Here is a 23,285-nt window from a genome sequence, read left to right as displayed (position 1 = left end):
AACTATCGTCATATCATACTGATGGAGTGCTCTAATGGCGTGGAATGAGCCAGGAAATAATGGCGGTCAGGACAAAGACCCGTGGGGGAACCGCGGGGGTCGTGACCAAGGGCCGCCAGACCTCGACGAGGTGTTTGGCAAGCTGAGCCGCAAACTGAGCGGATTATTTGGCGGCAAAGGGCCGTCTTTTGGTGGCGGCAGTGCCGCTGGTTTGGGCATCATTGCCGTTGTGGGTGCAGTTATCTGGGGTGTATCAGGCTTTTACACTATCGGTGAAGCGGAGCGTGGTGTTGTATTGCGTTTCGGTGAATATGACCGTATCGTCCAACCTGGCCTGAACTGGAAACCGACGTTTATCGATGAGGTGACACCGGTAAACGTGCAGGCAATCCGTTCGTTGCGTGGCTCCGGCGATATGCTGACCAAAGATGAAAACGTCGTGCGCGTTGAAATGGACGTGCAATATCGCGTGGCTGATCCGGCGAAATATCTGTTCTCGGTCACTAACGCGGATGACAGTCTGCGTCAGGCCACGGACTCCGCATTGCGTGCGGTGATCGGTGATGCAGTGATGGACCAAATCCTGACTTCGGGCCGTCAGGAAATCCGTGAACGCACGGAAGTGGAAATCAACCGCATCGTGGATCGTTACGACATGGGCCTGTTGGTGGTCGATGTAAACTTTGACACTGCCCGTCCGCCGGAGCAGGTGAAAGATGCATTCGATGACGCCATCGCAGCTCGGGAGGATGAAGAGCGTTTCATCCGTGAAGCGGAAGCCTATCGTAATGACATCTTGCCCAAAGCAACCGGTCGTGCTGAGCGTCTGAAAAAAGAAGCCTTGGGTTATAAAGAGAAAACAGTTAATGAGGCACAAGGTGACGTTGCACAGTTTGAGAAACTGTTACCGGAGTATTTAGCTGCGCCGGAAGTTACGCGTAACCGATTGTATCTTGAGACGATGGAAAAGGTGTTCGGCAATACCAGTAAGGTGTTGATTGATTCTCAGGAAGGGAGCAACAACTTGCTTTACTTGCCTTTGGATAAACTGATGAGCCAGTCTCCAGCACAGCGCAATGTTTCATCGGACAGCAACAGTGCCGCAGGCTATGGCATTGAGTTGGAGCGTGCTACCCAGCCCGCCTTACCGAACGTCAATACCCGTCAGTCGACCACACGTCAGGGGAGATATTAATTATGCGTAAATTATTAATTCCTCTCATCATCGTATCGATCGTTGTCGGCCTGATGTCTGTCTTCGTGGTGAAAGAAGGTGAGCGTGGTATTGTGATCCGCTTCGGCCGGGTTTTGAAAACCGATGACGATATGGCGCGTATTTATGGGCCGGGCCTGCAATTCAAAGTGCCACTGTTTGATCGTGTTAAGTTACTGGATGCACGTATCCAGACCATGGATGATCAGTCAGATCGCTTCGTCACGTCTGAGAAAAAAGACGTCATCATTGACTCTTACGTGAAATGGCGCATTAAAGACTTCGGACAGTACTACCTCACCACCGGTGGCGGTAACCGTTTAACTGCTGAAGCGCTGTTGCAGCGTAAAGTGGCGGATGGCCTGCGTGCAGAAATCGGTTCAAAGACCATCAAAGAGATTGTGTCTGAGAAGCGTGAACAGGTGATGGCTGATGTTCTGTCTGAACTTCAGGAAGGCGCGAACGATATTGGTATCGAAGTGATTGACCTTCGTATCAAGAAGATCAACCTGCCGGATGAGATCAGTGAGTCGATTTATGCACGTATGCGTGCAGAACGTGAAACTGTCGCTCGTCGTCACCGTTCACAAGGTCGTGAGAAAGCGGAAGTTATCCGTGCCCAGGCTGAGCTGGAAGTGGCTACTGTGCTGGCGGAAGCAGAAAAAACCGCGCGTGTGACGCGTGGTGAAGCGGACGCTGAAGTGGCAAAAATCTATGCTGACACCTTCAACAAAGCGCCAGAGTTTTATCACTTCCTGCGCTCGTTGCAAGCGTATGAGAAAAGCTTCAACAATAAGGGTGATATCATGGTGGTTGACCCGAACAGTGAGTTCTTCCAGTACATGAAAGAGCCAAAACTGAAGGTTAACTGATCCTGATTTGATGGCAGAATGGAAAAGACAAGGCACGCTGCCTTGTCTTTTTTTATCCAAACAAAATGAGAGAAAAAATGGGTAAGTCGATATGGCTCGCTATCGGGCTGGTATTGGTTGTTGAGGGACTGGGACCGATGCTGGTGCCACAAAAATGGCGGGAGATGGTAAAAGAAATGAGTTTGTTACCCGATAGTACCCTGCGTCGGGTAGGTGGATGTTTAGTTGTCGCAGGCGCAGTGATCGCCTATATGATGTGGCCGGCCAAGTAAATTGAAAAGGCAAAAAATTGTGACACCCCATTAGCCATAAACAGGACGGCGCTCAAAAAATGACTGCATCCTTCAAACGATGGTGCTAGAATCCCGTTTTAATCATCAACTGACTGGAAAAGATGAGTAATAACGTAGTCGTTCTTGGCACCCAGTGGGGTGACGAAGGTAAGGGTAAAATCGTCGATTTGTTGACTGAAGACGCTCAGTACGTCGTCCGTTACCAAGGTGGTCACAACGCAGGTCACACCCTTGTCATTGACGGTGAGAAAACCGTTCTGCACTTGATTCCTTCTGGTATTCTTCGCAACAACGTGAAATGTATCATCGGCAACGGTGTCGTGCTTTCCCCAGATGCCCTGATGAAAGAAATGGGTGAACTGGAAGCACGGGGCATTCCTGTTCGTGAGCGTCTGTTCCTGTCAGAAGCTTGTCCGCTAATTCTTCCTTATCATATCGCACTGGATATGGTGCGTGAGAAAGCGCGCGGCGCGAAAGCTATCGGTACTACCGGTCGCGGCATTGGTCCTGCGTATGAAGACAAAGTCGCCCGTCGCGGTCTGCGTGTTGGTGACCTATTTGATAAAGAAGCGTTTGCCGAGAAGCTTAAAGAAGTGATGGAGCTGCACAACTTCCAGTTGGAGCATTTCTACAAAGCTGAGCCAGTAAGCTATGAAGAGACGCTGGCAAAAGTGATGGAGCAAGCGGACATCCTGACCAGCATGGTTATCGATGTCACTCAGGAGCTGGATGATGCACGTCAGCGTGGTGACAAGATCATGTTTGAAGGTGCGCAAGGCACGCTGCTGGATATCGACCACGGCACTTACCCATACGTGACCTCCTCGAACACCACTGCTGGTGGCGTTGCAGTAGGATCTGGTTTTGGTCCTCGCCATCTGGGTTACATTCTGGGCATTGCGAAAGCTTACTGCACCCGTGTGGGTTCCGGTCCTTTCCCGACTGAGCTGTACGACGGTAAGGACAAGCAGGATCCTGTGGGTAAACACCTTGGTGAGGTGGGCCATGAGTTTGGAGCGACCACTGGACGCCTGCGCCGTACCGGCTGGTTTGATGCCGTGGCGATGCGTCGTGCAATCCAGATCAACTCTATTTCTGGTTTCTGTCTGACCAAGCTGGATGTGCTGGATGGTCTGGAAGAAATCAAGATCTGTACTGGCTATCAGAAAGCAGACGGTACCATCCTGACTGTTTCGCCAATGGCTGCAGACGATTACGAAAACATCACGCCAATCTATGAGACTGTGCCGGGTTGGAGTGAAAACACCTTCGGTGCCAAGTCGATTGAAGAGTTGCCTCAGGCAGCGTTGGACTACATCAAGCGCATCGAAGAGTTGACTGGCGTGCCTGTAGACATTATTTCTACCGGCCCAGATCGTAATGAAACCATCATTAAGGTGCACCCTTTCGCATCTTAACCGGTTATTGGTGAGAAGAAACCAGCCTTCATCAGGGCTGGTTTTTTTTTGCCCGATTGCACTTATACTGAGGATATCAGGTAAGGGAAATTTTTCGCCGGGAAAAGATAAAGTTCGGCAAATCCTTGCCGATATAAGTTAGGCAAACACACAGGCTCAGATAACCCTTGAATAGTAGGAAGGCATGAAGCTGCGTACTTTATTTATATCCATGATGCTAGCCAGCCCTTTTGCGAAAGCCGAAATTGGCCCGGCTCTTCCTGTGTATGAAGAGTCGCAATTGATCCGCCTGTTTGAGACCAATCGCCACCTTAACAAAGTTAAAGAAGATGATTGCCAGCTTCTGCAGGATATCGAAGCCCGTGCTATCCGCGTCGAATCCCCGGCTTATCAGTTTCTTTATGGTGATATGCTGGCATGGGGCGTGTGTGTCGACAGAGATGTCGAGACCGGGGTGTATTATATGCAAATTGCCGCGCAGCAAGGATTGCCTGCGGCGTTGGAACAGCTTGGGCGTTACTATGCGAAAGGCACTTTGGTGCAGCAGGATAAAGAGCGTGCGATCCCGTATCTTCGGGAGGCGGCTTCACTGGGGAATACCCGTGCACGGTTACAGCTGGCAGAGTTGTTGGTGGCAGATCACGGTAGCCCACTTGACTATGAAGATGCCTACCGCTGGTTATATCACACCATCACCTCAGACCCATCGACCCATAACCGTATTGCTTTATTACGCCAGGCGCTTGAAAACAAAATGCCGCGCAATGTTATTGCACGTGCCAAGCGGCGTGATACTTATTGGTAGTATACTGCTTTCGATAACATCAAAAATGCCCGCATTTCGCGGGCATTTTGCATGAAAGGGAAGGCAATTAAATCACCTTATGTGGGCCAAAGCACTCGTAGAAAATACGGTCTTTGTCTACGCCTGCATCAATCAACTGTTTGGCGACAAACTGCATGAAGCCAACAGGGCCGCACAGGTAGAATTCGCGGGTTGCATCTTCGGTTAGTCCTTCTACTTTGCTCACGTCTAGCAGGCCGGTATGGTCAAACTGTTCACCTGGCAAGTCAGTGCTTGAAGGTTCGCGGTACCATACGTCACGGCGCGCATTGCCATGTGCTTTAAGCAGTGAATCAATGTGCTCACCAAACGCGTGGTGGCTGGCGTTTTCAGCAGCATGTAACCAGTTGATCTGTGCACCGTGCTGACCAGACACAGATTCCAGCATTGATAGCATAGGTGTTAAGCCTACACCGGCAGAAATCAGCGCAATCGGTGTGTTCTTCTCTGATTTGAAGAAGAAGTCGCCGGTTGGTGGTGCCAGTTCGACGGTGTCACCCACATTCAGGTGATCGTGCAGGTAGTTGGATACCGTGCCCTGAGGTTCACGTTTCACAGAGATACGGTAGGTTTTGCCGTTTGGTGCAGCAGACAGGCTGTACTGACGGATCTCCTGGTTCTCGAATTGTTCAGGTTTGAGGTAGATACCGATATATTGTCCAGGCTCGAAACCTGTCACTGGTTTACCATCAACGGGTTCGAAGATAAAGCTGGTAATCACCTCGCTTTCAGGTGTTTTGCTGATCAGCTTAAAGGTGCGGGTGCCACGCCATCCGCCTTCTGATGTTTCGTTTTGATGATAGATTTCTTCTTCACGGTTGATGAAAACCTGCGCCAGCACACCATAGGCTTCAGCCCATGCATCCAGCACTTCCTGACCGGGTGAAAACAGCTCGTCTATCGTCGCCAGTAAATGACCACCGACGATAGAGTACATGTCCGCTGTGATATTAAAACTTGCGTGTTTCTGCGCGATTTTTTCCACAACAGGCAGCAAAGCCGGCAAGTTATCAATGTTTGCCGCATAGCCATAAACGGCATTAAACAGCGCTTCACGTTGTGCCCCCGTAAACTGGTTGCTCATATTAAAGATGTCTTTCAGTTCGGGGTTGTGGCTGAACATACGAGTATAAAAATGCTCGGTCAGTTTAGTGCCTGTCTCAGCAAGTAATGGTGCCGTAGATTTTACAATTTCAATGGTTTTTTCGTTGAGCATAGTGTGACCTAATTATGATTTTAAAGTGATATCTAAAATGCATGTTATAAGTTGTATCTGAAATGAATGTTTAGATCAACCCCTATTTGCTTGCTGGATCGCTTAAAGGGGAATACGCAAAACAGAAACAAAAGAAAATCAGAGAGTACGCGCCTTTTGTCTCAGATAAAGGTACAATACGCGCAAGGAGATTTGAAAACGTGCAATTAACCAGCTTTACGGATTATGGCCTTCGGGCGCTCATGTATCTGGCTATGCTGCCTCCCGGAGAATTGACCAGCATTACGGTGGTCACTGAGAAGTATGGGGTTTCCCGCAATCATATGGTCAAAATAATACACCGTATGAGTCAGGCCGGCTTTGTAGAAGCCGTACGGGGAAAAAACGGGGGGATCCGACTCGGCAAGCCAGCGGAATTGATAGTCATTGGCGATGTGATACGTTCACTGGAGCCATTGCAACTTGTCAACTGCGCACCACAAAACTGCCATATCACGCCTGCCTGTCGACTGAAAACTGCGATTGCGAAAGCGTTGACGGCATTTCTTGCCGAGATGGATAAATACACACTTCATGACCTGGTGTCAGGCAATGATGACCTGCAGCACCTTCTCATCCCTGTTCGTCCGCACTGATTTTCACCATGTGAGATAGCTTGCTAATTTTTACTGGCAATGCTTGCGGACACCCAATTTCTTTATATTTAAGCGATATACTTGATAAGCCAATGTCGCTAACGGGAACCTTATATGTCTCAAGACAAACACCTACACAGCAACGACCCTTTTCTGGGGCGTGAAGCAGAAAAATATGACAATCCTGTGCCGAGCCGTGAACATCTTCTCACTGTGATTAAAGGCTTTACCACACCGGTTAGCCGTGACCAGCTCTTTGAAGTGCTGGGCCTGCGCAGCGATGAAGAATACGAAGGCTTGCGTCGCCGCCTGCGTGCGATGGAGCGCGATGGCCAGCTGATTTTCACCCGTCGTCAGTGCTATGCCCTGCCAGAACGTCTGGATTTGGTGAAAGGCACCGTGATTGGCCACCGTGACGGTTTTGGCTTCCTGCGTCCGGAAGGTAAAGGGAACCGGGAAGACTGGCTGCTGCCACACCATCAGATGAAACAGGTCATGCACGGTGACTTCATTCTGGCCCAACCTGCCGGTACCGATAAACGTGGCCGCAAAGAGGCCCGCGTTGTGCGTGTATTGGAAGAGCGCAAAGGGCAGATTGTTGGCCGTTATTTTGTGGAAAACGGCATGGGTTTTGTGGTGCCGGATGACTCCCGCCTTGGTCAGGACATTGTGATTCCGCAGGACGAGCGAAAAGGCGCGCGTATGGGCAATGTGGTGGTGGTTGAGATCCTCCAGCGCCCGACCCGTCAATACAACCCGGTTGGCCGCGTGGTGGAAGTGCTGGGTGAAAACATGGCGCCGGGCATGGAAATTGAAATCGCCTTGCGCACCCACAATATCCCACACGTGTGGCCGCAGGACGTAGAAAAGCAAGTCAAAAGCTTTACCGACCAGGTGCCGGAAGAAGCCAAAAAAGGGCGGGTCGATTTGCGTGACCTGCCATTGGTCACCATTGACGGCGAAGATGCCCGCGACTTTGATGATGCGGTTTTCTGTGAGAAGAAAAAGTCCGGCGGCTGGCGTCTTTATGTCGCGATTGCGGACGTCAGTTACTATGTCCGTCCGGATTCAGCGCTCGATAAAGAAGCGGTAAACCGTGGTAATTCAGTTTACTTCCCTTCGCAGGTCATCCCCATGCTGCCGGAGGTGCTGTCGAATGGCTTGTGTTCACTGAATCCGCAGGTCGATCGCCTGTGCATGGTGTGTGAGATGACCATCTCTGAATCGGGCAAGCTGTCTGGCTACAAACATTATGAAGCGGTAATGAACTCCCATGCTCGCCTGACGTACACCAAAGTGGCAGCGATGCTGGAAGGTGATGAAGCGCTTCGTGAGCGTTATGCGCCGCTGGTAACACACATTGAAGAGCTAAACCGCATGTACAAAGCACTCAAAGCCGCGCGTGAGCAGCGTGGTGCGATTGAGTTCGAAACAGTGGAAACCAAGTTCATCTTCAATGCCATGCGCAAGATTGAGCGCATTGTGCCGGTTGAGCGTAACGATGCCCACAAGATCATCGAAGAATGTATGATTCTGGCGAACATCGCCTCTGCCCGTTTTGTCGAAAAAGCCAAAGAGCCTGCACTTTACCGGGTACACGAAGCGCCGGGCGAAGAGCGCCTGACCGGTTTTAAAGATTTTCTCGGTGAGCTCGGGCTGACGCTGGAAGGCGGTCTTGAGCCATCCCCGACCGATTACGCCAAACTGGCGCATGCAATTGCCGGACGCCCGGATCAGGAACTGATCCAGACCATGCTGCTGCGTTCCATGAAGCAGGCAGTGTACCAGGCTGACAACGCTGGGCACTTTGGTCTGGCGCTGAAACAGTATGCCCACTTTACTTCGCCAATCCGCCGTTATCCGGATTTGTTGCTGCACCGTGCCATCAAATACCTGATTGCCAAACAGGAAGGGCGCAATACTGATCGCTGGACTCCGACCGGTGGCTATCACTACTCCTTTGACGACATGGACGTGATGGGCGAGCAATGCTCGATGACGGAGCGCCGTGCTGATGATGCGACCCGCGATGTGTCAGACTGGCTCAAATGTGAATACATGCAGGATCACGTCGGTGATGTTATGGAAGGCACCATTGCCAACGTGACCGGTTTTGGGTTCTTTGTCCGCCTCAATGATTTGCACATCGATGGGTTGGTACATATCTCAAACCTTGACAACGATTATTACAACTACGACATGGTGCAGCAAAAGCTGGTGGGTGAAAGCTCTGGCCGTGTATTCCGGCTTGGCGATCAGGTGACGGTCAAAGTATTATCCGTCAACCTTGATGAAAGGATGATCGATTTCGAACTGGAAGGTACGACACGTAAAGCACGTGGTGCCGGTAAAACCGCTCGCAATAAAGCTAAGAAAGGCCGTGCGGAGTCAGGTAAGAACCCTGAGGCAAGACAAGAGCGTATGTCTGTCCGCCAGCAACTGAAACGTGGCGCCATTCCAAAAGCGGAGGGCGACAAAGCGCCAACGGGTAAGCGTGGCGGCAAAAGCGACAATCCGGCGAGAAAGAAAACCAAGGCGGAAAAGGCGCGCAAGAAAAAAGCGCAGAAAAGCAAACCGGCAAGAACAGGCAAGAAAAATAAGTAACCCATGAGCAATGAAATGATTTACGGCATTCATGCCGTCAAAGCCGTGCTGGATTCAGATCCATCGCGCTTTATTGAGGTCTTCGTACTGAAAGGCCGCCAGGACGAACGCATGTTGCCTGTGCTGAATGAATTGACCCGTCTGGGCGTTACCCTACAGGAAATGAGCCGTAAAGCGCTGGACGACAAAGCCAAAGGGGCGTCGCATCAGGGCTTGATTGCCCGGGTGAAACCTGGCCGTCAATACAATGAAAACGATCTTGATGCCATTCTGGATGGCAAAGAGAACCCATTGTTACTGGTACTCGATGGTGTGACCGACCCCCACAATCTGGGAGCGTGTTTGCGTAACGCCGATGCCGCGGGCGTGTGCGCGGTTATTGTACCGAAAGACAAATCAGCACAATTGAATGCCACCGCACGCAAAGTGGCGGTAGGCGCTGCGGAAGTGGTGCCTTTGGTCCGCGTGACCAACCTCGCACGCACCATGCGCGCACTGCAGGAAAAGGGCATCTGGTTTGTCGGCACGGCGGGAGAAGCGACCCATGACGTGTATGACGCCAAATTAACCGGCCCGTTGGCGATTGTGATGGGCGCAGAAGGTGATGGTATGCGCCGCCTGACGCGCGAGACCTGTGATGATCTGATCAGCATCCCAATGGCAGGCAGTGTTTCCAGTCTGAACGTGTCGGTGGCAACCGGTATCTGCCTGTTTGAAGCAGTGCGCCAGCGTCGCGGGTAACAACGCGAAAATACAAGGTTTTCAACCTGAGCAGCGCCCGGTGAATTATTTCTCCGGGCGTTGTGCTTTTTGTTGCTATTAGCGGCGCAATTCTGTACTATCCTGCCTCCAAATTCCCGGTCTTTTACTTTCGTTCCTTGCTTCCGCTGGATGACTGGGCCAAGCGTGGAAGCTGAATAATCCGTAAGGAGCAACCAATGCGTCATTACGAAATCGTATTCATGGTGCACCCTGATCAAAGCGAGCAAGTTGCTGGCATGATCGAGCGTTACACTGGTTCTATCAAAGAGTCAGGTGGTCAGATCCACCGTCTGGAAGACTGGGGTCGCCGTCAACTGGCTTACCCAATCAACAAGCTGCACAAAGCACACTATGTTCTGATGAACGTAGAAGCAGAGCAGTCAGTGATTGACGAGCTGGAAACTGCGTTCCGCTTCAACGATGCAGTGATCCGTAACATGATCATGCGTACCAAAGGCGCTATCACTGAGCCATCTGTAATGATGAAGGCTAAAGAAGAGCGCGCACCACGTCGTGAAGAGCGTGCAGAAGTATCTGTACAATCTGAAGAAGACGAAGCAGCAGCTGAGTAATTGGATTTGATGACCAATCGGATTGAGCTTGCAGGCGTGATTGCCCAAGGCCCAGTTCGGAAACAGAGTCCTGCCGGCATTCCTCATTGTCACTTTGTGATTGAGCACCGTTCGGAACAACAGGAAGCTGGATTGCCAAGGCAAGTCTACTGCCGGTTACCGGTAGTCGTGAGCGGGCAAGGGTCGCAAAGCCAAACACAGCGTTTAGCTTTAGGCAGTAACATTAAGGTGAGTGGGTTTCTTGCTTACCAGACCAGCCGAAACGGCACCGGTAAATTAGTGTTGCATGCCGACAACATTATAGACATTTAGATCAGGAGATAAGCCCATGGCACGTTTCTTCCGTCGTCGTAAATTCTGCCGTTTCACTGCAGAAGGCGTACAAGAGATCGACTACAAAGATGTAGCGACTCTGAAAAACTACATCACTGAAGCTGGTAAAATCGTACCTAGCCGTATCACTGGTACCCGTGCTAAGTACCAGCGCCAGCTGGCACGCGCTATCAAGCGTTCACGTTACCTGGCTCTGCTGCCATACACTGACAAGCATCAGTAATCGGCCACTGTCCAAGTTAATAGAGGAATAGATAATGCAAGTTATTCTGCTTGATAAAATCGCTAACCTGGGTGGTCTGGGTGATCAGGTAACAGTTAAGTCTGGTTACGCGCGTAACTTCCTTATCCCACAAGGTAAGGCAGTAATGGCAACGAAAGCTAACATCGAGCACTTCGAAGCGCGTCGTGCAGATCTGGAAGCGAAAGTTGCTGAAGCACTGGCTGCTGCACAAGCACGTGCAGAGAAAGTCGCTGCTCTGGAAGTGGTAGAAATCATTTCTAAAGCGGGTGACGAAGGTAAACTGTTCGGTTCTATCGGTACCCGTGACATCGCTGACGCTGTAACTGCAGCGGGCGTTGAAGTAGCGAAGAGCGAAGTTCGCCTGCCTGCAGGTGCACTGCGTAACACTGGTGAATACGAAATCAGCCTGCAACTGCACTCTGAAGTATTCGCGACTGTTAAGCTGAACGTTGTTGCTGAGTAATTCAGACACACCGTCGCTTTGAAGAAACCGGCCTTTTGGCCGGTTTTTTGTGCGTGGAATTCCTAAGAGCACCCAGCACCTAGAACTTATAGAGCATATTCACGGTAAAAATTGAATCAAGGTTCTTAAGGCCTGGCGGTACTTCACTGATGTACTTTTTTGTGGTGGAAAGCTTGATCGCAAGGTCATCTATCAAGCTGGTGGACACCGATGCGCGTGCTTCAAAACTGGTATTACTTGGGCCACTGATGGCGGTAATACGCCCTTCAAACAATGCGGACTTCGTCATTTGCCAAGACAACTCGGCTTGACCACGAAGGATCGCTTCCTTTACGTCATAGGGCAGGATCAGATCCGTACTTTTTATTTTGTCAAGGTTAGGTGTCTGGTAGCGGTAACCTGGGCCGATTTCGAGCAACAAGGATAAGTCTTCCTGCCAGATAGCTTGGTAACCCAACCCGGCTGCCATCGTCAAATCCTTGAAATAAGGACCGTATTTGTCGTCCAGAAAGCTGACGTTACCCCATATATAGCGCGTGGGGTCAAATTTGTAGTTGGCCTGACTTTCGAACTCACTCTTGCGCTTATCCTCTACACCGCCTTTTTCAACCAGCAAGAACTTGGCGTCGGACGAGTGCCGATAACGCCCTTCCGTATAGTTGATACCCAATCGGCTATTGATGGTCATTGAATCTGAGTTGCCTGAAAGCGCCTGAAAGCCGAGCTCAACTTCTGATTGCCAAGGATCAGACGTGTCAGCGCTTGCACAAAGGGGGAGTGCCATCAGATAAAAAAGAGACGGTTTCAGTAGTGATGACGCCATTGAGATTACCATTGCCACATCAGAGGTAACATTTTATCTGAATCTTCCCGCCTTTCGTCAGCAAGACGTGAAATTATCAAACAAAAGGTTAACAAGACCCTACCGATAGTTATTCTCCAGATGTTCTGGGTATAATGTCGGTTGAATCGACAAGGTAATAGGTAATATGGCAGAGCAACGCAGCAAGCAATTCAACTCCAGCAAACCCAAAGATCGTCAAGTGGATGCCCTGAAAGTGCCACCGCATTCTCTGGAGGCTGAGCAGTCTGTATTGGGCGGCCTGATGCTCGACAACGAGCGTTGGGACAGCGTAGCGGAAAAAGTGGTCGCTGCTGATTTTTACAGTCGTCCCCACCGCCTGATTTTTGAAAGCTCCAAGCAGCTGTTGGATGCGGGCATGCCACTCGACCTGATTACCCTTTCAGAGCACCTTGAAAAGCACAGCCAGCTTGAGGATGTGGGTGGCTTTGCGTATCTGGCAGAGCTGGCGAAAAACACCCCCAGTGCAGCGAATATTGTCGCGTATGCGGATATCGTTCGTGAGCGTGCGATGGTGCGTAACCTTATAAGCGTGGCAAACGAAATTGCTGATGCAGGGTATGAACCGGATGGCCGCACCTCTGAAGACTTGCTCGACATGGCAGAAAGTAAAGTCTTTGCTATCGCCGAATCACGGACCTCTGAAAATGAAGGGCCACAAAGCATCGACAATGTATTGTCGAAAACCCTTGAGCGTATCGAGCTCCTGTTTCAGTCACCACAAGATGGTGTAACCGGTGTGTCGACCGGTTTTACTGACCTGAACAAGAAGACAGCTGGCCTGCAAGGCTCAGACCTCATCATCGTCGCTGCCCGTCCTTCCATGGGTAAAACCACGTTTGCGATGAACCTGTGTGAAAACGCTGCCATGGATCAGGAAAAGCCCGTACTGATCTTCTCGTTGGAGATGCCTGCTGAACAATTGATGATGCGTATGCTGGCGTCGCTTTCCCGCGTTGACCAGACTAAGATCCGTACGGGTCAGCTGGATGACGAAGACTGGGCACGCATTTCGTCGACCATGGGGATTCTGATGCAGAAGAAGAACATGTACATCGACGACAGCTCAGGCCTGACGCCAACCGAAGTTCGCTCCCGTGCCCGGCGCGTCGCACGTGAACACGGTGGGCTTTCTATGATTATGGTCGACTACCTCCAGCTGATGCGTGTGCCTGGCTTGCAGGATAACCGTACTCTTGAGATCGCCGAAATTAGCCGCTCGCTCAAGGCGCTGGCAAAAGAATTGAATGTGCCTGTTGTGGCACTGTCGCAGCTTAACCGTTCGTTGGAGCAACGCGCTGATAAACGTCCGGTTAACTCTGACTTACGTGAATCAGGCGCCATCGAGCAGGACGCTGACCTTATCATGTTTATTTATCGTGATGAGGTGTACAACCCAGAAAGCCCGTTGAAAGGAATCGCGGAAATCATCATTGGTAAGCAGCGTAACGGCCCGATCGGCAGTGTACGCCTGACCTTCCAGGGACAATATTCTCGCTTCGACAACTACGCGGGCCCCGCATTTGATGAAGAATAACCGCGAGGTGTTATGAAAGCGGCAACTGCAGTCATCCATATGGCTGCCTTAAACCACAATATTGAGATTATCCGCGCGATGGCGCCCAACAGCCGGACTTGGGCGGCGATCAAAGCCAATGGGTATGGACATGGGCTTCTGCCGGTGGCAAAAGCGCTTTCTACCCAGACGGATGGCTTTGGCGTTGCCCGTCTGGAAGAAGCGGTCAGCCTCCGTAAAGGTGGGATTGAGAATCCTATCCTATTGCTGGAAGGTTTTTTCTCGCGGGCAGATTTGCCAGCTCTGGAAGCGCATAACCTGCAAACCGCAGTGCATTGTATTGAGCAACTGGAAGCTCTGGAAAAAGCGACTCTCAGGCAGCCATTACATGTGTGGCTGAAAATTGACACCGGTATGCACCGGTTGGGGGTGCGCCCGGAACATGTCTCAGAGTTTATAGAACGCCTGAATGCCAGCCCTAATGTTGCCAAGCCGCTGAATTTCATGAGTCATTTTGGCTGTGCCGATGAATTGGACAAACCAGTGACCCCGCAGCAAATTGCATTGTTTAATGAACTCACCGTTGGTCAGCCGGGGTATAAATCCCTAGCCGCCTCTTCCGGTAGTCTGATGTGGCCGGATAGCCATTTTGATTTCGTTCGCCCAGGTATCAGCTTGTATGGGATTTCCCCTGTGGCGGAGCGTTGCGGTCAAGACTTTGGCTTGAAACCTGCGATGACGATGACGTCCAGCCTGATTGCGGTGCGGGAGGTCAAAAAAGGCGAAGCCGTGGGTTATGGTGGCCGTTGGGTAGCAGAGCGCGATACCCAACTGGGCGTAGTGGCAATCGGCTATGGTGATGGCTATCCTCGTGTTGCGCCGGATGGCACACCTGTACTGGTGAATGGCCGGCGGGTACCGTTGGCAGGCCGTGTGTCGATGGACATGATCACAGTCGACCTGGGGCCCGATTCAACAGATCGCGTTGGTGATGAAGTGATCATGTGGGGGAAAGGGCTTCCGGTTGAAGAAATTGCCCGTCATGTCGGTACCATTGGCTATGAGCTTGTCACTAACCTCACACCCCGTGTCCACATTGTTTATCAATAATGAAACTGAAAGCCGCAACCCAGGTTGCGGCTTTGCTGATTTTATTCCCCTTGAATGGTCACAACGACCCGACGTGATCCACCATGATCGCGGTGTTCACCGAGATAAATACCTTGCCAGGTGCCGAGCGCCAACCGGCCCTTGCTGATAGGGATTGTCAAACTGGCACCCAACAATGATGCCTTGATATGTGCAGGCATATCGTCGTCACCTTCATAGGTATGGCGGTAATACGGGGCGCACTCCGGCACAAACTGGTTGAAATGGGCTTCCATATCACTGCGCACGGTCGGATCAGCGTTTTCATTCAATGTCAGGCTTGCCGAAGTATGTTGGATAAACAGGTTCATCAGTCCCACATCCAAGCGTTGAATCTCAGGTAATTGCTGAACCACTTCATCCGTAATGAGATGAAAACCCCGGGCACGGGAGCGAAGGCTAATGGTTTTTTGTATCCACATTTAAAACAACCTGCATTGTCATTATTGAGTAGAGTGCGTATTGCTGTGATTTCTGTCGGTTAAAAGAGGGGTACTGACCTGACGCAACATTGCCGCCATCTTTACGTGGCAAACTGTCACGTCATTCAAGTCCTTTCTCTGTCAGCAACCACTGTTCGCAGTGAAGAGTATACAGGACTTGGATGGGATGTCGGTGATGTGTTGAACACTGACATACCATGGCCTACACCTTCAAGGTTTTTGGGTATACCATAGTGCCATTCTGTAGGCTGCCATTCGTCGGCAGCCTACTTCTGTCTCGTGGGAAGGCGTACCCGCGTAAACAGGCTCAGTCAACAAAGGAACAAGAATTATGTTGAAGTCCATCAATCCGACGCAAACCGCCGCGTGGAAAGCGCTGACGGCCCACTTTGAAGATGCACAGGATTTGACCCTTACCTCGCTTTTTGCCAACGATCCAAATCGTTTCGATAAGTTCTCTGTGCAATTCGGCAATGACATCCTGCTGGATTACTCCAAGAACCTGATCAGTGAACAAACGCTTGACAAGCTGTTTGCACTGGCAGACGAAACCGACGTGAAGAGCGCGATTGACGCGATGTTCCGCGGTGACAAAATTAACCACACCGAAGGGCGTTCAGTGCTGCACGTTGCCCTGCGTAACCGCAGCAACACCCCTATCATGGTGGATGGCGAAGACGTGATGCCAGCGGTGAATGCCGTGCTGGAGAAGATGAAAAGCTTCTCAGAGCGTGTGATCAGCGGTGAGTGGAAAGGCTACACCGGTAAAGAAATTACCGACATCGTGAACATCGGTATTGGCGGTTCGGACCTCGGCCCTTACATGGTAAGTGAAGCGCTGGCGGCGTACAAAACCCGTCTGAACATGCACTTCGTCTCCAACGTGGATGGCACCCACATTGCAGAAACCCTGAAAGGCCTGAATCCGGAAACCACTCTGTTCCTGATTGCCTCCAAGACGTTCACCACCCAGGAAACCATGACTAACGCACTGTCTGCGCGTGACTGGTTCCTGGCGGCAGCAGGCAATGAAGAACATATCGCGAAGCACTTCGCGGCGCTGTCTACCAATGCGAAGGCGGTGTCAGAGTTCGGCATCGATACCGACAATATGTTTGAGTTCTGGGACTGGGTGGGCGGTCGCTACTCACTGTGGTCAGCCATTGGCCTGTCTATCTGTTTGGCCATCGGTTATGACAACTTTGTTGAGCTGCTGGCAGGCGCACACGACATGGATAAGCACTTCCAGAACACGCCATTTACTGAAAACCTGCCAGTACTACTGGCACTGATTGGCATCTGGTACAACAACTTCCATGGTGCAGAATCAGAAGCGATCCTGCCTTACGACCAATATCTGCACCGCTTTGCGGCTTACTTCCAGCAAGGCAATATGGAGTCTAACGGCAAGTATGTTGATCGTGACGGTAAGCCTGTAGACTACCAGACCGGCCCCATTATCTGGGGTGAGCCGGGCACTAACGGCCAGCATGCGTTCTATCAGCTTATCCACCAGGGCACCAAACTGATCCCTTGCGACTTCATTGCACCGGCAATCAGCCACAATCCGCTGAGTGATCACCATCCGAAACTGATGGCAAACTTCTTTGCCCAAACCGAAGCGTTGGCGTTTGGTAAGACTCGCGAGCAGGTCGAGGCGGAGTTTGCTGCGGCCGGTAAATCGGCAGAAGAGGTGGCGGAGCTGGTACCGTTTAAAGTGTTTGAGGGTAACCGTCCGACCAACTCAATTCTGGTGAAACAAATCACGCCGCGGACTCTGGGCGCATTGATTGCGATGTACGAACACAAGATCTTCGTTCAGGGCGTCGTTTGGAATATCTACAGTTTCGATCAGTGGGGTGTAGAGCTGGGTAAACAACTGGCAAACCAAATCCTGCCTGAACTGGCCGATCAAAATGAAGTGACCAGCCATGATAGCTCAACCAATGGCCTGATCAACACTTTCAAACAGTGGCGCGCCTAAGCGCCGGTTGCTCGTTGCTAAGAGCAAAAACGCCGCAATCGCGGCGTTTTTACGGACACTTGCTTAATCGAAGCAAATTTCGATGTAGGCACGGCCGAATTCTGATTCGAAAGGCATGATAATGATTTGCCCCTCGCTTTTGTGGGCGATGGTATGATCACGGCCAGAAACTACGATCGGGGTCGCCATATCAAAATCGAAGCCTTTTTCTGCTAGAAGGCGCTTGGCACCGCCGGTCACCATGTTGGTGATCTCACCAACCATGTCGGTCACATCCGCATCGATCGTTGTTGGGCGTTCGTCCAGCATCCGACTCATGATCTCCAGTGCCAGTGGCTCTTCAAAGGTGACAGAAAACGAGCCTTTGGTTTTCGGGCCAACCATACCAATCAGGCCTGACACATCGCCTTTTGCCACTTCTGATTTCTTCAGCTGAGGTTTTTTGGGCGTCACTTCCAGTTGCGCCATGGTGGTCAGCACGTTCACTAATGAAGACAAAAAAGGGTTTACAAATTCAGCGCGCATAACTGTTATTTACCGTCCTACTGCATTTTTCGTGTCGCCACCTGGCAGGTGTGACAGATTCCATGTGTTTCAACTACGTGATGATTCACCGCAAAGCCGACCTGATGGGCTTTGGCCTGAAGAGCTACCGACAACGCATCGGCATGACACTCTTCAACGGCGCCACAAGAATCACAGATCAATAGCTGTGAACAATGTTGTTCGTGGCCCGGTAAGCAGCAAGCAATAAAGCTGTTAGTTGATTCCACTTTGTGCACAAAACCTTGCGAAAGCAAAAAATCAAGCGCCCGATAAACCGTGGGCGGCTTCGCTTGCGGCTCGGTCTCGCGCAATATATCCAGCAAATCATATGCACTGATCGCCCGTTTGCTCTGGACAATAATCTCATATACCCGCTTTCGCTGTGCGGTCAGTCGGACACCGCGCTGTTCACAAAGTGATTGGGCCCGGGCAATTAATTGTGAAAGATTGGCCATACGACCTCAAAAATCAGGCTGAGGCCTTCATTCTAACACAGCCACCGATTCACGCATCCATGATGCCGTGACCGTGGTTTGCCTTTCAGTAATTGTAGCTCCTTTTCGCCATTGTCGCTGATATTTGGCAACCAACTGCATGTAACATAGCGAGTTTTGATATACCTGACTTATCTGCCATGTTTACTGTTCCCAGCTCTCAAAGGCTCTCTTGAACTGTTGGTTATATTCCTTTCCATAATCTATACTAAATGCGCATCAATAATGCGCACAGGATTATTTCATGAGAAATACATATAATGCACAAGCACCCAAAAAGGCTACAAACTTAAGCTTAAACAGTGAGTTACTCGCTGAAGCTAAGCGCTTAAACATAAACCTTTCCGCAACAATGGAAAAGGCACTTGAAAAAGAAGTGAGTCAACGCCTAAAAGCTGAATGGTTAGAGCAAAATGCTGATGCCATTAATGCTTGTAACGAGCTAACTGAAAACCACGGGCTATTTTCCGATTCTTACCGAATATTCTAATGTCACAATTTTCACTATACAAAAACAACGATAAGCGCACTGCAACTGCATACCCATACAGGGCAAGATCATGAATATTTTTTGTCCAATTCGAGGTCAAAATTGACCTGACGAGTCGACTGTGATCTTATGCTCCTCTTTTGAGGAGAAGCCATGAATTTAGATACCATCAAAGCGTATTTCAGCATCATCCGTGACGAGCGGCAAAGCGCAAAAGTAGACTACCCACTGTTTGATATTCTATTTGGTTCAATCTGTGCCGTTATCGCTGGAGGCCAAGGCTGGACTGATATTCGCGAGTACGTTCTTGGTCACCATGAGTGGTTCCTTAAACAGGGCTTGTTTGAAAAAGGGGTGCCCGTTGATGATACCTTTGCTCGTCTGATTTCAAATATTGATCCCGCTGAATTCCGCGATTGCTTTCTAGCCTGGATGAAAGCCGTTCACAAGCTAACCTGTGGTGAAGTGGTCGCCATTGATGGCAAGACCTTACGCGGCTCTTATGACAGAAACGACAGGCAAAGCACCATCCATATGGTGAGTGCCTATGCCAGCGCCAACCAACTCGTATTGGGCCAGCTTAAAACCGATACTAAGAGCAATGAAATCACCGCGATACCCGCATTGATCCAGATGCTCGACTTGCGAGGCGCCATCGTGACGATTGATGCGATGGCCTGCCAGACCAAGATAGCCAAGGCTATCACGCGCAAAGGCGGCGATTATTTATTGGCGGTTAAGGGCAATCAAGGCAAGTTAGCGGCAGCGGTACAGGCCGCTTTCAGTCCACATCGACGCGCTCCGATTGACAGAGGCACATGTCAAATTGAGAAGCAGAAAGGCCGGATTGAAGCGCGTACTTGTCATGTCCTGAGTGCATGTGAGTTGGACGGTGACTTCTCCATCTGGAATGGGCTAACCAGTATTGTGATGGTCGAAAACTACCGGGCAGCAAAAGGCAAAGAGCCAGAGTTGGAGTATCGCTACTACATCAGTTCAGCCGAGCTGACCCCAGAGCAGGCAGGAGATGCAATCCGGGCTCACTGGGGCATTGAGTCCATGCATTGGATTTTAGATGTCAGTATGCGGGAAGATGCTTGCCAGATTTACCGAGCAAACGCCGCTGAAAACTTGGCAGGGTTAAGGCACATGGCACTTAACATGCTCAGGGCAGAACCCACCAAGATTAGCGTACCGATGAAACAGAAACGTTGCATGATGAAACCCGCCTTCTTGGAGCAGGTCCTTATGGCCGGATTGACGTCAATGGCTAAATCCTAACCATTCATGCGGACGCCCTGGCAAGTTCCCCGATCCAAGTTCTGTCAATCTGGAATCACTCACCGGATTTGGCAGTGATTTCAATATCGATGGTGGTCGTCTGAATACAGAGGAAAGAACGTTGAATCGCCTGAATGGAATTGATGTTGATGCTAAACGCAGAGAGGCGGCGCAGAAGGTTTTTCCGGATTGGAAGGGGGAGTGATGTGTATCTCGTCCTCAATATACAGAGTAACAACAAGCGAAAACGATAAGAGCCACGGGAATGGCTCTATCACACGCTACCTGCGGTCAATACTCTATGAGCGGAAGAGAACTGGGCAGTTTAAATTCATCTGTCTACGAGTGGAGCTGAAGCCGCGTTTTTCATAGCAAACATCTGTAGTATATTCTTGGAACCTGTGAGTTCAAGTCCGGCTATTGAAACGGACAACTGCTGACAAGCTTCTGCCCCTTTCCGCTTTTAAGAAAGAAAACCTCATCAATCTCACTTCAAGAGTTTCCTATAGATTTCCTAATGCTAACTGAGAGGTGTGTAGAAAACACCATTGCTAGTAGGTTTTAAATGGAACGTGAGGGTTTGATTGTTTTGCTCTGTGTGAATGGCTTCAAAGCTTTCCCACAGCTCAAAAGGAAAGGTAAGCTGCGACATTGATAACGGCTGTGCTAAGTTAGTGTTGTTGTTTGGCGACTAAACAATAAATTCACAGCCGTTTTCATTTCCAGTTCACGCTAATCCGCGATGAACCATATAAAAGCGGGGGAGTATACTTTTCATGCTCCTAAAATTTTATCTCTCAGTTCATTTCAAAGTTATACATCACCCTCTATTAATTACCGAGAAAAAATAAATAAATTCAAATATAAAATTTACATTGCAATATGTCATTTATGTATCACACTGGTAAATTTCATATTACGATCATTGTACCTTTGCACCAAAAACCCCGCCCCAGGATTCATTATCAGAAGACATTATCGTCCCTGCTGCAACCTCACCATTTTTACCATAAAAGGCCCCATTCAAGACCCCTTGCATTGAGCCTTGTGATGGTTCGGTAAGTGGAGCAATAAACGTTCCATCCTCAAAAACATTATTTGATTTTTGATCATTATTTATGAGAAAATTAAAGTCACGCTGGCTATCACCAGTAATTGTACCTGTCAACATGGATTTATTACTATCATAGAACAAGTCAATATTAGCTTTTTGTCCAACAGCTCCATCACGATCATAAAAAACATCTCCATGGTATTGCGCACTTGCAGTTGGCTTATTTATTTCACTTTCATTCATCGCCAAAATATAGTCTGAACGATGATACTTTTCATTTTGTCCAAGAATTTCTCTGTCAGCATAACTTAGCACATAACCATAGTATCCTAGCAGCTTATCATCTGATGACAATGACTGTAATTGATGCCCCGTTATATGTTCATTTTCACTAGTATTTGGTGTAATGACTGGAGTGCCTGTGTCTACCGAAATAGTATAAATTCCACTATCACCATTAAATCCATCACTTATTAATTTATTTCCATTTACATATGAATCACGAGTAATTATTCTTCCAGTATAAACATCCGGCTGCTCAGGCGCTGGTTGCTCAGGCGCTGGCTGCTCAGGCGCTGGTTGCTCAGGCGCTGGCTGCTCAGGCGCTGGTTGCTCAGGCGCTGGTTGCTCAGGCGCTGGTTGCTCAGGCGCTGGTTGCTCAGGCGCTGGTTGCTCAGGCGCTGGCTGCTCAAGCGCTGGTTGCCCAGGTGATGCCCCCTTCCCCCCTGAACTACACCCCCACAATATTACGCTCAGTACAAGGATAGATAATTTAAAGTTCATATTACATAGCCTCTATATTGCTTTAGATAAAAAAACAGAATATGTCAGTTTATGAAAATCATATAATGGATGATCACTATTACTATCTAAAAATGATATTTTTAATCTTGGTGCCAATCCCCAAAAAGAAAGGTTTCGATACCAAAGCGTAATATCAGGCTCAATCTCAACAGCCCTAGGTTCAACACCAAATATATCCCTATAATTTCCATATTGATAAGATACCGCTCCCCCAATAACAGTTGATATGCCGTTATCCCAGTCATATCCCCAATGAAAATTTAAAAAATCTTTATTTATTGTAAATCTACCGACGTCCTCTAATCTAAAACCGATGGATGAATATACATAATTCCACGGGGAAAAAAAATGGAGATATCCTAAATTACTCAATAGTTCTTTATGCCTTTCTTCACCAAACTTCGCCTCAACAAAAAAACTCAATTTCTTATTCTTTCCAGTAATATTTGATGCATAAGCAGATAATATAAATTTATTTTCATTTACTTTTGCATCATGTCTTTCTCCTCCAAGCTGAGCATAAATAACTGAATTAGTAGTATTGTAAATCGGTCCAACCTTAAGTACGTAAACGTTTTTATTAAACTCACTCTCTTTTCTGTATTTTTTTCCATAGAGAGTACTATCAAAACGAATACCAAAACCATTAAACATAGGAAGAGTATTTGTTGTAGAAAGGTAATAATTTATGTAGTTATCTTTTTTAGGTGCCTGAAATCGCCACCCACCAAAATTTTTCCTTGGCACCCCATTTACATTATCATCGGTTTCATAAGACAAGTGTATGTTGTATGATGTTTTTTTGGCTCCTCTTATTGCATCAATATAACCATCAATTTTTGATAATATATATTTATTCTTCTCAGCTGCCCTAACTCTAAGTAATTGTTTTAATGAGTCATTAAATTCATTGTCTTTAAATAAAGAAATGGCAAGCTGTAGCCGTAATACATTATTCTTAGGGTACTTAGCTACACTATATCTTAGAATTTTGATAGCTTCTTTCCATTGATTATCTTGCATTTTATCCTGGGCAAGAACAATCAATTCATAATCATCATATTTCTCAAGCGAGTTAATATTAGCAAAGCAAGCGTAAGATGGAAAATAAAAGAAAAACATCAATGCAGATATTAACCTTTTTTTCATTTTTCTTTATATTACACCTCATAGTATGCTTACCGCTCTCTTCA

Annotated in this window: 24 protein-coding genes; 17 read left to right on the top strand and 7 right to left on the bottom strand. The window is 49.0% G+C overall.

Annotated elements, in window-relative coordinates; genetic code table 11:
* The first annotated feature begins 34 nt into the window (after positions 1 to 34).
* The 5 genes from hflK to motX all read left to right on the top strand — a co-directional run bounded on the left by hflK (position 35) and on the right by motX (position 4,601).
* The gene (gene hflK / locus AC6IB1_RS15520; RefSeq protein ID WP_497567397.1) at positions 35 to 1,195 is read left to right on the top strand and encodes an FtsH protease activity modulator HflK; all 1,161 of its coding nucleotides are present in this window, start codon (positions 35 to 37) and stop codon (positions 1,193 to 1,195) included.
* 2 nt (positions 1,196 to 1,197) lie between these two features.
* A complete protein-coding gene (gene hflC, locus AC6IB1_RS15515) occupies positions 1,198 to 2,085 on the top strand; it encodes a protease modulator HflC (RefSeq protein WP_497567396.1) in 888 nt (295 codons plus the stop codon).
* A 77-nt stretch (positions 2,086 to 2,162) separates the two neighbouring features.
* Positions 2,163 to 2,357: a DUF2065 domain-containing protein gene (locus tag AC6IB1_RS15510; protein WP_497567395.1), complete on the top strand. Its 195-nt coding sequence runs from the start codon at positions 2,163 to 2,165 to the stop codon at positions 2,355 to 2,357.
* A 122-nt stretch (positions 2,358 to 2,479) separates the two neighbouring features.
* The gene (locus AC6IB1_RS15505) at positions 2,480 to 3,796 is read left to right on the top strand and encodes an adenylosuccinate synthase (RefSeq protein WP_497567394.1); all 1,317 of its coding nucleotides are present in this window, start codon (positions 2,480 to 2,482) and stop codon (positions 3,794 to 3,796) included.
* Between the two features lie 184 nt (positions 3,797 to 3,980).
* Entirely contained in the window at positions 3,981 to 4,601 is a 621-nt protein-coding gene (gene motX, locus AC6IB1_RS15500) for a flagellar protein MotX (protein ID WP_497567393.1), read from the top strand.
* A 67-nt stretch (positions 4,602 to 4,668) separates the two neighbouring features.
* Here the strand turns inward: motX and hmpA are convergent, their stop codons facing one another.
* Positions 4,669 to 5,856 carry an NO-inducible flavohemoprotein gene (gene hmpA / locus AC6IB1_RS15495; protein ID WP_497567392.1) on the bottom strand — a complete coding sequence of 396 codons (1,188 nt, stop codon included), beginning with the start codon at positions 5,854 to 5,856 and terminating at the stop codon, positions 4,669 to 4,671.
* Between the two features lie 200 nt (positions 5,857 to 6,056).
* Here hmpA and nsrR point away from each other — a divergent pair, with 200 nt between their 5' ends.
* The 7 genes from nsrR (at position 6,057) to rplI (ending at position 11,469) form a co-directional block, all read left to right on the top strand.
* A complete protein-coding gene (gene nsrR, locus AC6IB1_RS15490) occupies positions 6,057 to 6,491 on the top strand; it encodes a nitric oxide-sensing transcriptional repressor NsrR (RefSeq protein ID WP_497567391.1) in 435 nt (144 codons plus the stop codon).
* A gap of 114 nt (positions 6,492 to 6,605) precedes the next feature.
* Positions 6,606 to 9,095 carry a ribonuclease R gene (rnr, locus tag AC6IB1_RS15485; protein WP_497567390.1) on the top strand — a complete coding sequence of 830 codons (2,490 nt, stop codon included), beginning with the start codon at positions 6,606 to 6,608 and terminating at the stop codon, positions 9,093 to 9,095.
* 3 nt (positions 9,096 to 9,098) lie between these two features.
* Entirely contained in the window at positions 9,099 to 9,836 is a 738-nt protein-coding gene (gene rlmB, locus AC6IB1_RS15480; protein ID WP_497567389.1) for a 23S rRNA (guanosine(2251)-2'-O)-methyltransferase RlmB, read from the top strand.
* A 197-nt stretch (positions 9,837 to 10,033) separates the two neighbouring features.
* The gene (gene rpsF / locus AC6IB1_RS15475; protein WP_005504231.1) at positions 10,034 to 10,429 is read left to right on the top strand and encodes a 30S ribosomal protein S6; all 396 of its coding nucleotides are present in this window, start codon (positions 10,034 to 10,036) and stop codon (positions 10,427 to 10,429) included.
* A gap of 9 nt (positions 10,430 to 10,438) precedes the next feature.
* Entirely contained in the window at positions 10,439 to 10,741 is a 303-nt protein-coding gene (gene priB / locus AC6IB1_RS15470) for a primosomal replication protein N (protein ID WP_005504229.1), read from the top strand.
* A gap of 16 nt (positions 10,742 to 10,757) precedes the next feature.
* Positions 10,758 to 10,985 carry a 30S ribosomal protein S18 gene (gene rpsR / locus AC6IB1_RS15465; protein ID WP_002539422.1) on the top strand — a complete coding sequence of 76 codons (228 nt, stop codon included), beginning with the start codon at positions 10,758 to 10,760 and terminating at the stop codon, positions 10,983 to 10,985.
* Positions 10,986 to 11,019: 34 nt separating this feature from the next.
* Complete coding sequence (gene rplI / locus AC6IB1_RS15460) at positions 11,020 to 11,469, top strand: 50S ribosomal protein L9 (protein ID WP_497567388.1); 450 nt, start codon at positions 11,020 to 11,022, stop codon at positions 11,467 to 11,469.
* Positions 11,470 to 11,548: 79 nt separating this feature from the next.
* Here rplI and AC6IB1_RS15455 read toward each other — a convergent pair whose 3' ends face one another.
* Positions 11,549 to 12,292, bottom strand: coding sequence for a DUF481 domain-containing protein (locus AC6IB1_RS15455; protein ID WP_497567387.1), 744 nt, complete (start codon positions 12,290 to 12,292; stop codon positions 11,549 to 11,551).
* Between the two features lie 166 nt (positions 12,293 to 12,458).
* On the opposite strand from AC6IB1_RS15455, the gene AC6IB1_RS15450 reads away from it, so the two are divergent.
* Complete coding sequence (locus AC6IB1_RS15450) at positions 12,459 to 13,868, top strand: replicative DNA helicase (protein ID WP_497567386.1); 1,410 nt, start codon at positions 12,459 to 12,461, stop codon at positions 13,866 to 13,868.
* Between the two features lie 12 nt (positions 13,869 to 13,880).
* A complete protein-coding gene (gene alr, locus AC6IB1_RS15445; protein ID WP_497567385.1) occupies positions 13,881 to 14,957 on the top strand; it encodes an alanine racemase in 1,077 nt (358 codons plus the stop codon).
* 41 nt (positions 14,958 to 14,998) lie between these two features.
* Here alr and AC6IB1_RS15440 read toward each other — a convergent pair whose 3' ends face one another.
* Positions 14,999 to 15,418 (bottom strand): secondary thiamine-phosphate synthase enzyme YjbQ, encoded by a 420-nt coding sequence (locus AC6IB1_RS15440; protein WP_497567384.1) that lies wholly within the window; start codon positions 15,416 to 15,418, stop codon positions 14,999 to 15,001.
* A 352-nt stretch (positions 15,419 to 15,770) separates the two neighbouring features.
* Here AC6IB1_RS15440 and pgi point away from each other — a divergent pair, with 352 nt between their 5' ends.
* Positions 15,771 to 17,423 (top strand): glucose-6-phosphate isomerase, encoded by a 1,653-nt coding sequence (pgi, locus tag AC6IB1_RS15435; protein WP_497567383.1) that lies wholly within the window; start codon positions 15,771 to 15,773, stop codon positions 17,421 to 17,423.
* 63 nt (positions 17,424 to 17,486) lie between these two features.
* Here the strand turns inward: pgi and AC6IB1_RS15430 are convergent, their stop codons facing one another.
* Positions 17,487 to 17,948, bottom strand: a complete 462-nt coding sequence (locus AC6IB1_RS15430) for a chemotaxis protein CheX (RefSeq protein WP_497567382.1) — start codon at positions 17,946 to 17,948, stop codon at positions 17,487 to 17,489.
* Between the two features lie 17 nt (positions 17,949 to 17,965).
* Positions 17,966 to 18,424, bottom strand: a complete 459-nt coding sequence (zur, locus tag AC6IB1_RS15425; RefSeq protein ID WP_497567381.1) for a zinc uptake transcriptional repressor Zur — start codon at positions 18,422 to 18,424, stop codon at positions 17,966 to 17,968.
* Positions 18,425 to 18,707: 283 nt separating this feature from the next.
* Between zur and AC6IB1_RS15420 the strand changes: the two genes are divergently transcribed.
* Positions 18,708 to 18,953, top strand: coding sequence for a type II toxin-antitoxin system CcdA family antitoxin (locus AC6IB1_RS15420; protein WP_497567380.1), 246 nt, complete (start codon positions 18,708 to 18,710; stop codon positions 18,951 to 18,953).
* A 153-nt stretch (positions 18,954 to 19,106) separates the two neighbouring features.
* Positions 19,107 to 20,234 carry an ISAs1 family transposase gene (locus AC6IB1_RS15415; RefSeq protein ID WP_497566782.1) on the top strand — a complete coding sequence of 376 codons (1,128 nt, stop codon included), beginning with the start codon at positions 19,107 to 19,109 and terminating at the stop codon, positions 20,232 to 20,234.
* 922 nt (positions 20,235 to 21,156) lie between these two features.
* Here the strand turns inward: AC6IB1_RS15415 and AC6IB1_RS15405 are convergent.
* Both AC6IB1_RS15405 and AC6IB1_RS15400 read right to left on the bottom strand, forming a co-directional pair.
* On the bottom strand, positions 21,157 to 22,071 hold the full coding sequence (locus tag AC6IB1_RS15405; RefSeq protein ID WP_497567379.1) for a HupA family protein: 915 nt from the start codon (positions 22,069 to 22,071) through the stop codon (positions 21,157 to 21,159).
* Between the two features lie 12 nt (positions 22,072 to 22,083).
* Entirely contained in the window at positions 22,084 to 23,241 is a 1,158-nt protein-coding gene (locus AC6IB1_RS15400; RefSeq protein WP_497567378.1) for a surface lipoprotein assembly modifier, read from the bottom strand.
* Between the last annotated feature and the right edge of the window lie 44 nt (positions 23,242 to 23,285).

The organism is Grimontia sp. THUN1695 (assembly GCF_059704325.2).
Note: the sequence above shows the minus strand (reverse complement) of the source record. Positions and strands in the feature narration are given on the sequence as shown.

Bases quoted from the DNA above. Each gene is read 5' to 3' on its own strand.
- pgi (WP_497567383.1), top strand. From the start codon at position 15,771: ATGTTGAAGTCCATCAATCCGACGCAAACCGCCGCGTGGAAAGCGCTG.
- priB (WP_005504229.1), top strand. From the start codon at position 10,439: ATGACCAATCGGATTGAGCTTGCAGGCGTGATTGCCCAAGGCCCAGTT.
- AC6IB1_RS15400 (WP_497567378.1), bottom strand. From the start codon at position 23,241: ATGAAAAAAAGGTTAATATCTGCATTGATGTTTTTCTTTTATTTTCCA.
- alr (WP_497567385.1), top strand. From the start codon at position 13,881: ATGAAAGCGGCAACTGCAGTCATCCATATGGCTGCCTTAAACCACAAT.
- rlmB (WP_497567389.1), top strand. From the start codon at position 9,099: ATGAGCAATGAAATGATTTACGGCATTCATGCCGTCAAAGCCGTGCTG.
- hmpA (WP_497567392.1), bottom strand. From the start codon at position 5,856: ATGCTCAACGAAAAAACCATTGAAATTGTAAAATCTACGGCACCATTA.
- rplI (WP_497567388.1), top strand. From the start codon at position 11,020: ATGCAAGTTATTCTGCTTGATAAAATCGCTAACCTGGGTGGTCTGGGT.
- zur (WP_497567381.1), bottom strand. From the start codon at position 18,424: ATGGCCAATCTTTCACAATTAATTGCCCGGGCCCAATCACTTTGTGAA.
- AC6IB1_RS15505 (WP_497567394.1), top strand. From the start codon at position 2,480: ATGAGTAATAACGTAGTCGTTCTTGGCACCCAGTGGGGTGACGAAGGT.
- rpsF (WP_005504231.1), top strand. From the start codon at position 10,034: ATGCGTCATTACGAAATCGTATTCATGGTGCACCCTGATCAAAGCGAG.
- AC6IB1_RS15430 (WP_497567382.1), bottom strand. From the start codon at position 17,948: ATGCGCGCTGAATTTGTAAACCCTTTTTTGTCTTCATTAGTGAACGTG.
- motX (WP_497567393.1), top strand. From the start codon at position 3,981: ATGAAGCTGCGTACTTTATTTATATCCATGATGCTAGCCAGCCCTTTT.
- AC6IB1_RS15415 (WP_497566782.1), top strand. From the start codon at position 19,107: ATGAATTTAGATACCATCAAAGCGTATTTCAGCATCATCCGTGACGAG.
- rpsR (WP_002539422.1), top strand. From the start codon at position 10,758: ATGGCACGTTTCTTCCGTCGTCGTAAATTCTGCCGTTTCACTGCAGAA.
- AC6IB1_RS15455 (WP_497567387.1), bottom strand. From the start codon at position 12,292: ATGGCGTCATCACTACTGAAACCGTCTCTTTTTTATCTGATGGCACTC.
- AC6IB1_RS15450 (WP_497567386.1), top strand. From the start codon at position 12,459: ATGGCAGAGCAACGCAGCAAGCAATTCAACTCCAGCAAACCCAAAGAT.
- hflK (WP_497567397.1), top strand. From the start codon at position 35: ATGGCGTGGAATGAGCCAGGAAATAATGGCGGTCAGGACAAAGACCCG.
- AC6IB1_RS15510 (WP_497567395.1), top strand. From the start codon at position 2,163: ATGGGTAAGTCGATATGGCTCGCTATCGGGCTGGTATTGGTTGTTGAG.
- AC6IB1_RS15405 (WP_497567379.1), bottom strand. From the start codon at position 22,071: ATGAACTTTAAATTATCTATCCTTGTACTGAGCGTAATATTGTGGGGG.
- AC6IB1_RS15420 (WP_497567380.1), top strand. From the start codon at position 18,708: ATGAGAAATACATATAATGCACAAGCACCCAAAAAGGCTACAAACTTA.
- AC6IB1_RS15440 (WP_497567384.1), bottom strand. From the start codon at position 15,418: ATGTGGATACAAAAAACCATTAGCCTTCGCTCCCGTGCCCGGGGTTTT.
- hflC (WP_497567396.1), top strand. From the start codon at position 1,198: ATGCGTAAATTATTAATTCCTCTCATCATCGTATCGATCGTTGTCGGC.
- rnr (WP_497567390.1), top strand. From the start codon at position 6,606: ATGTCTCAAGACAAACACCTACACAGCAACGACCCTTTTCTGGGGCGT.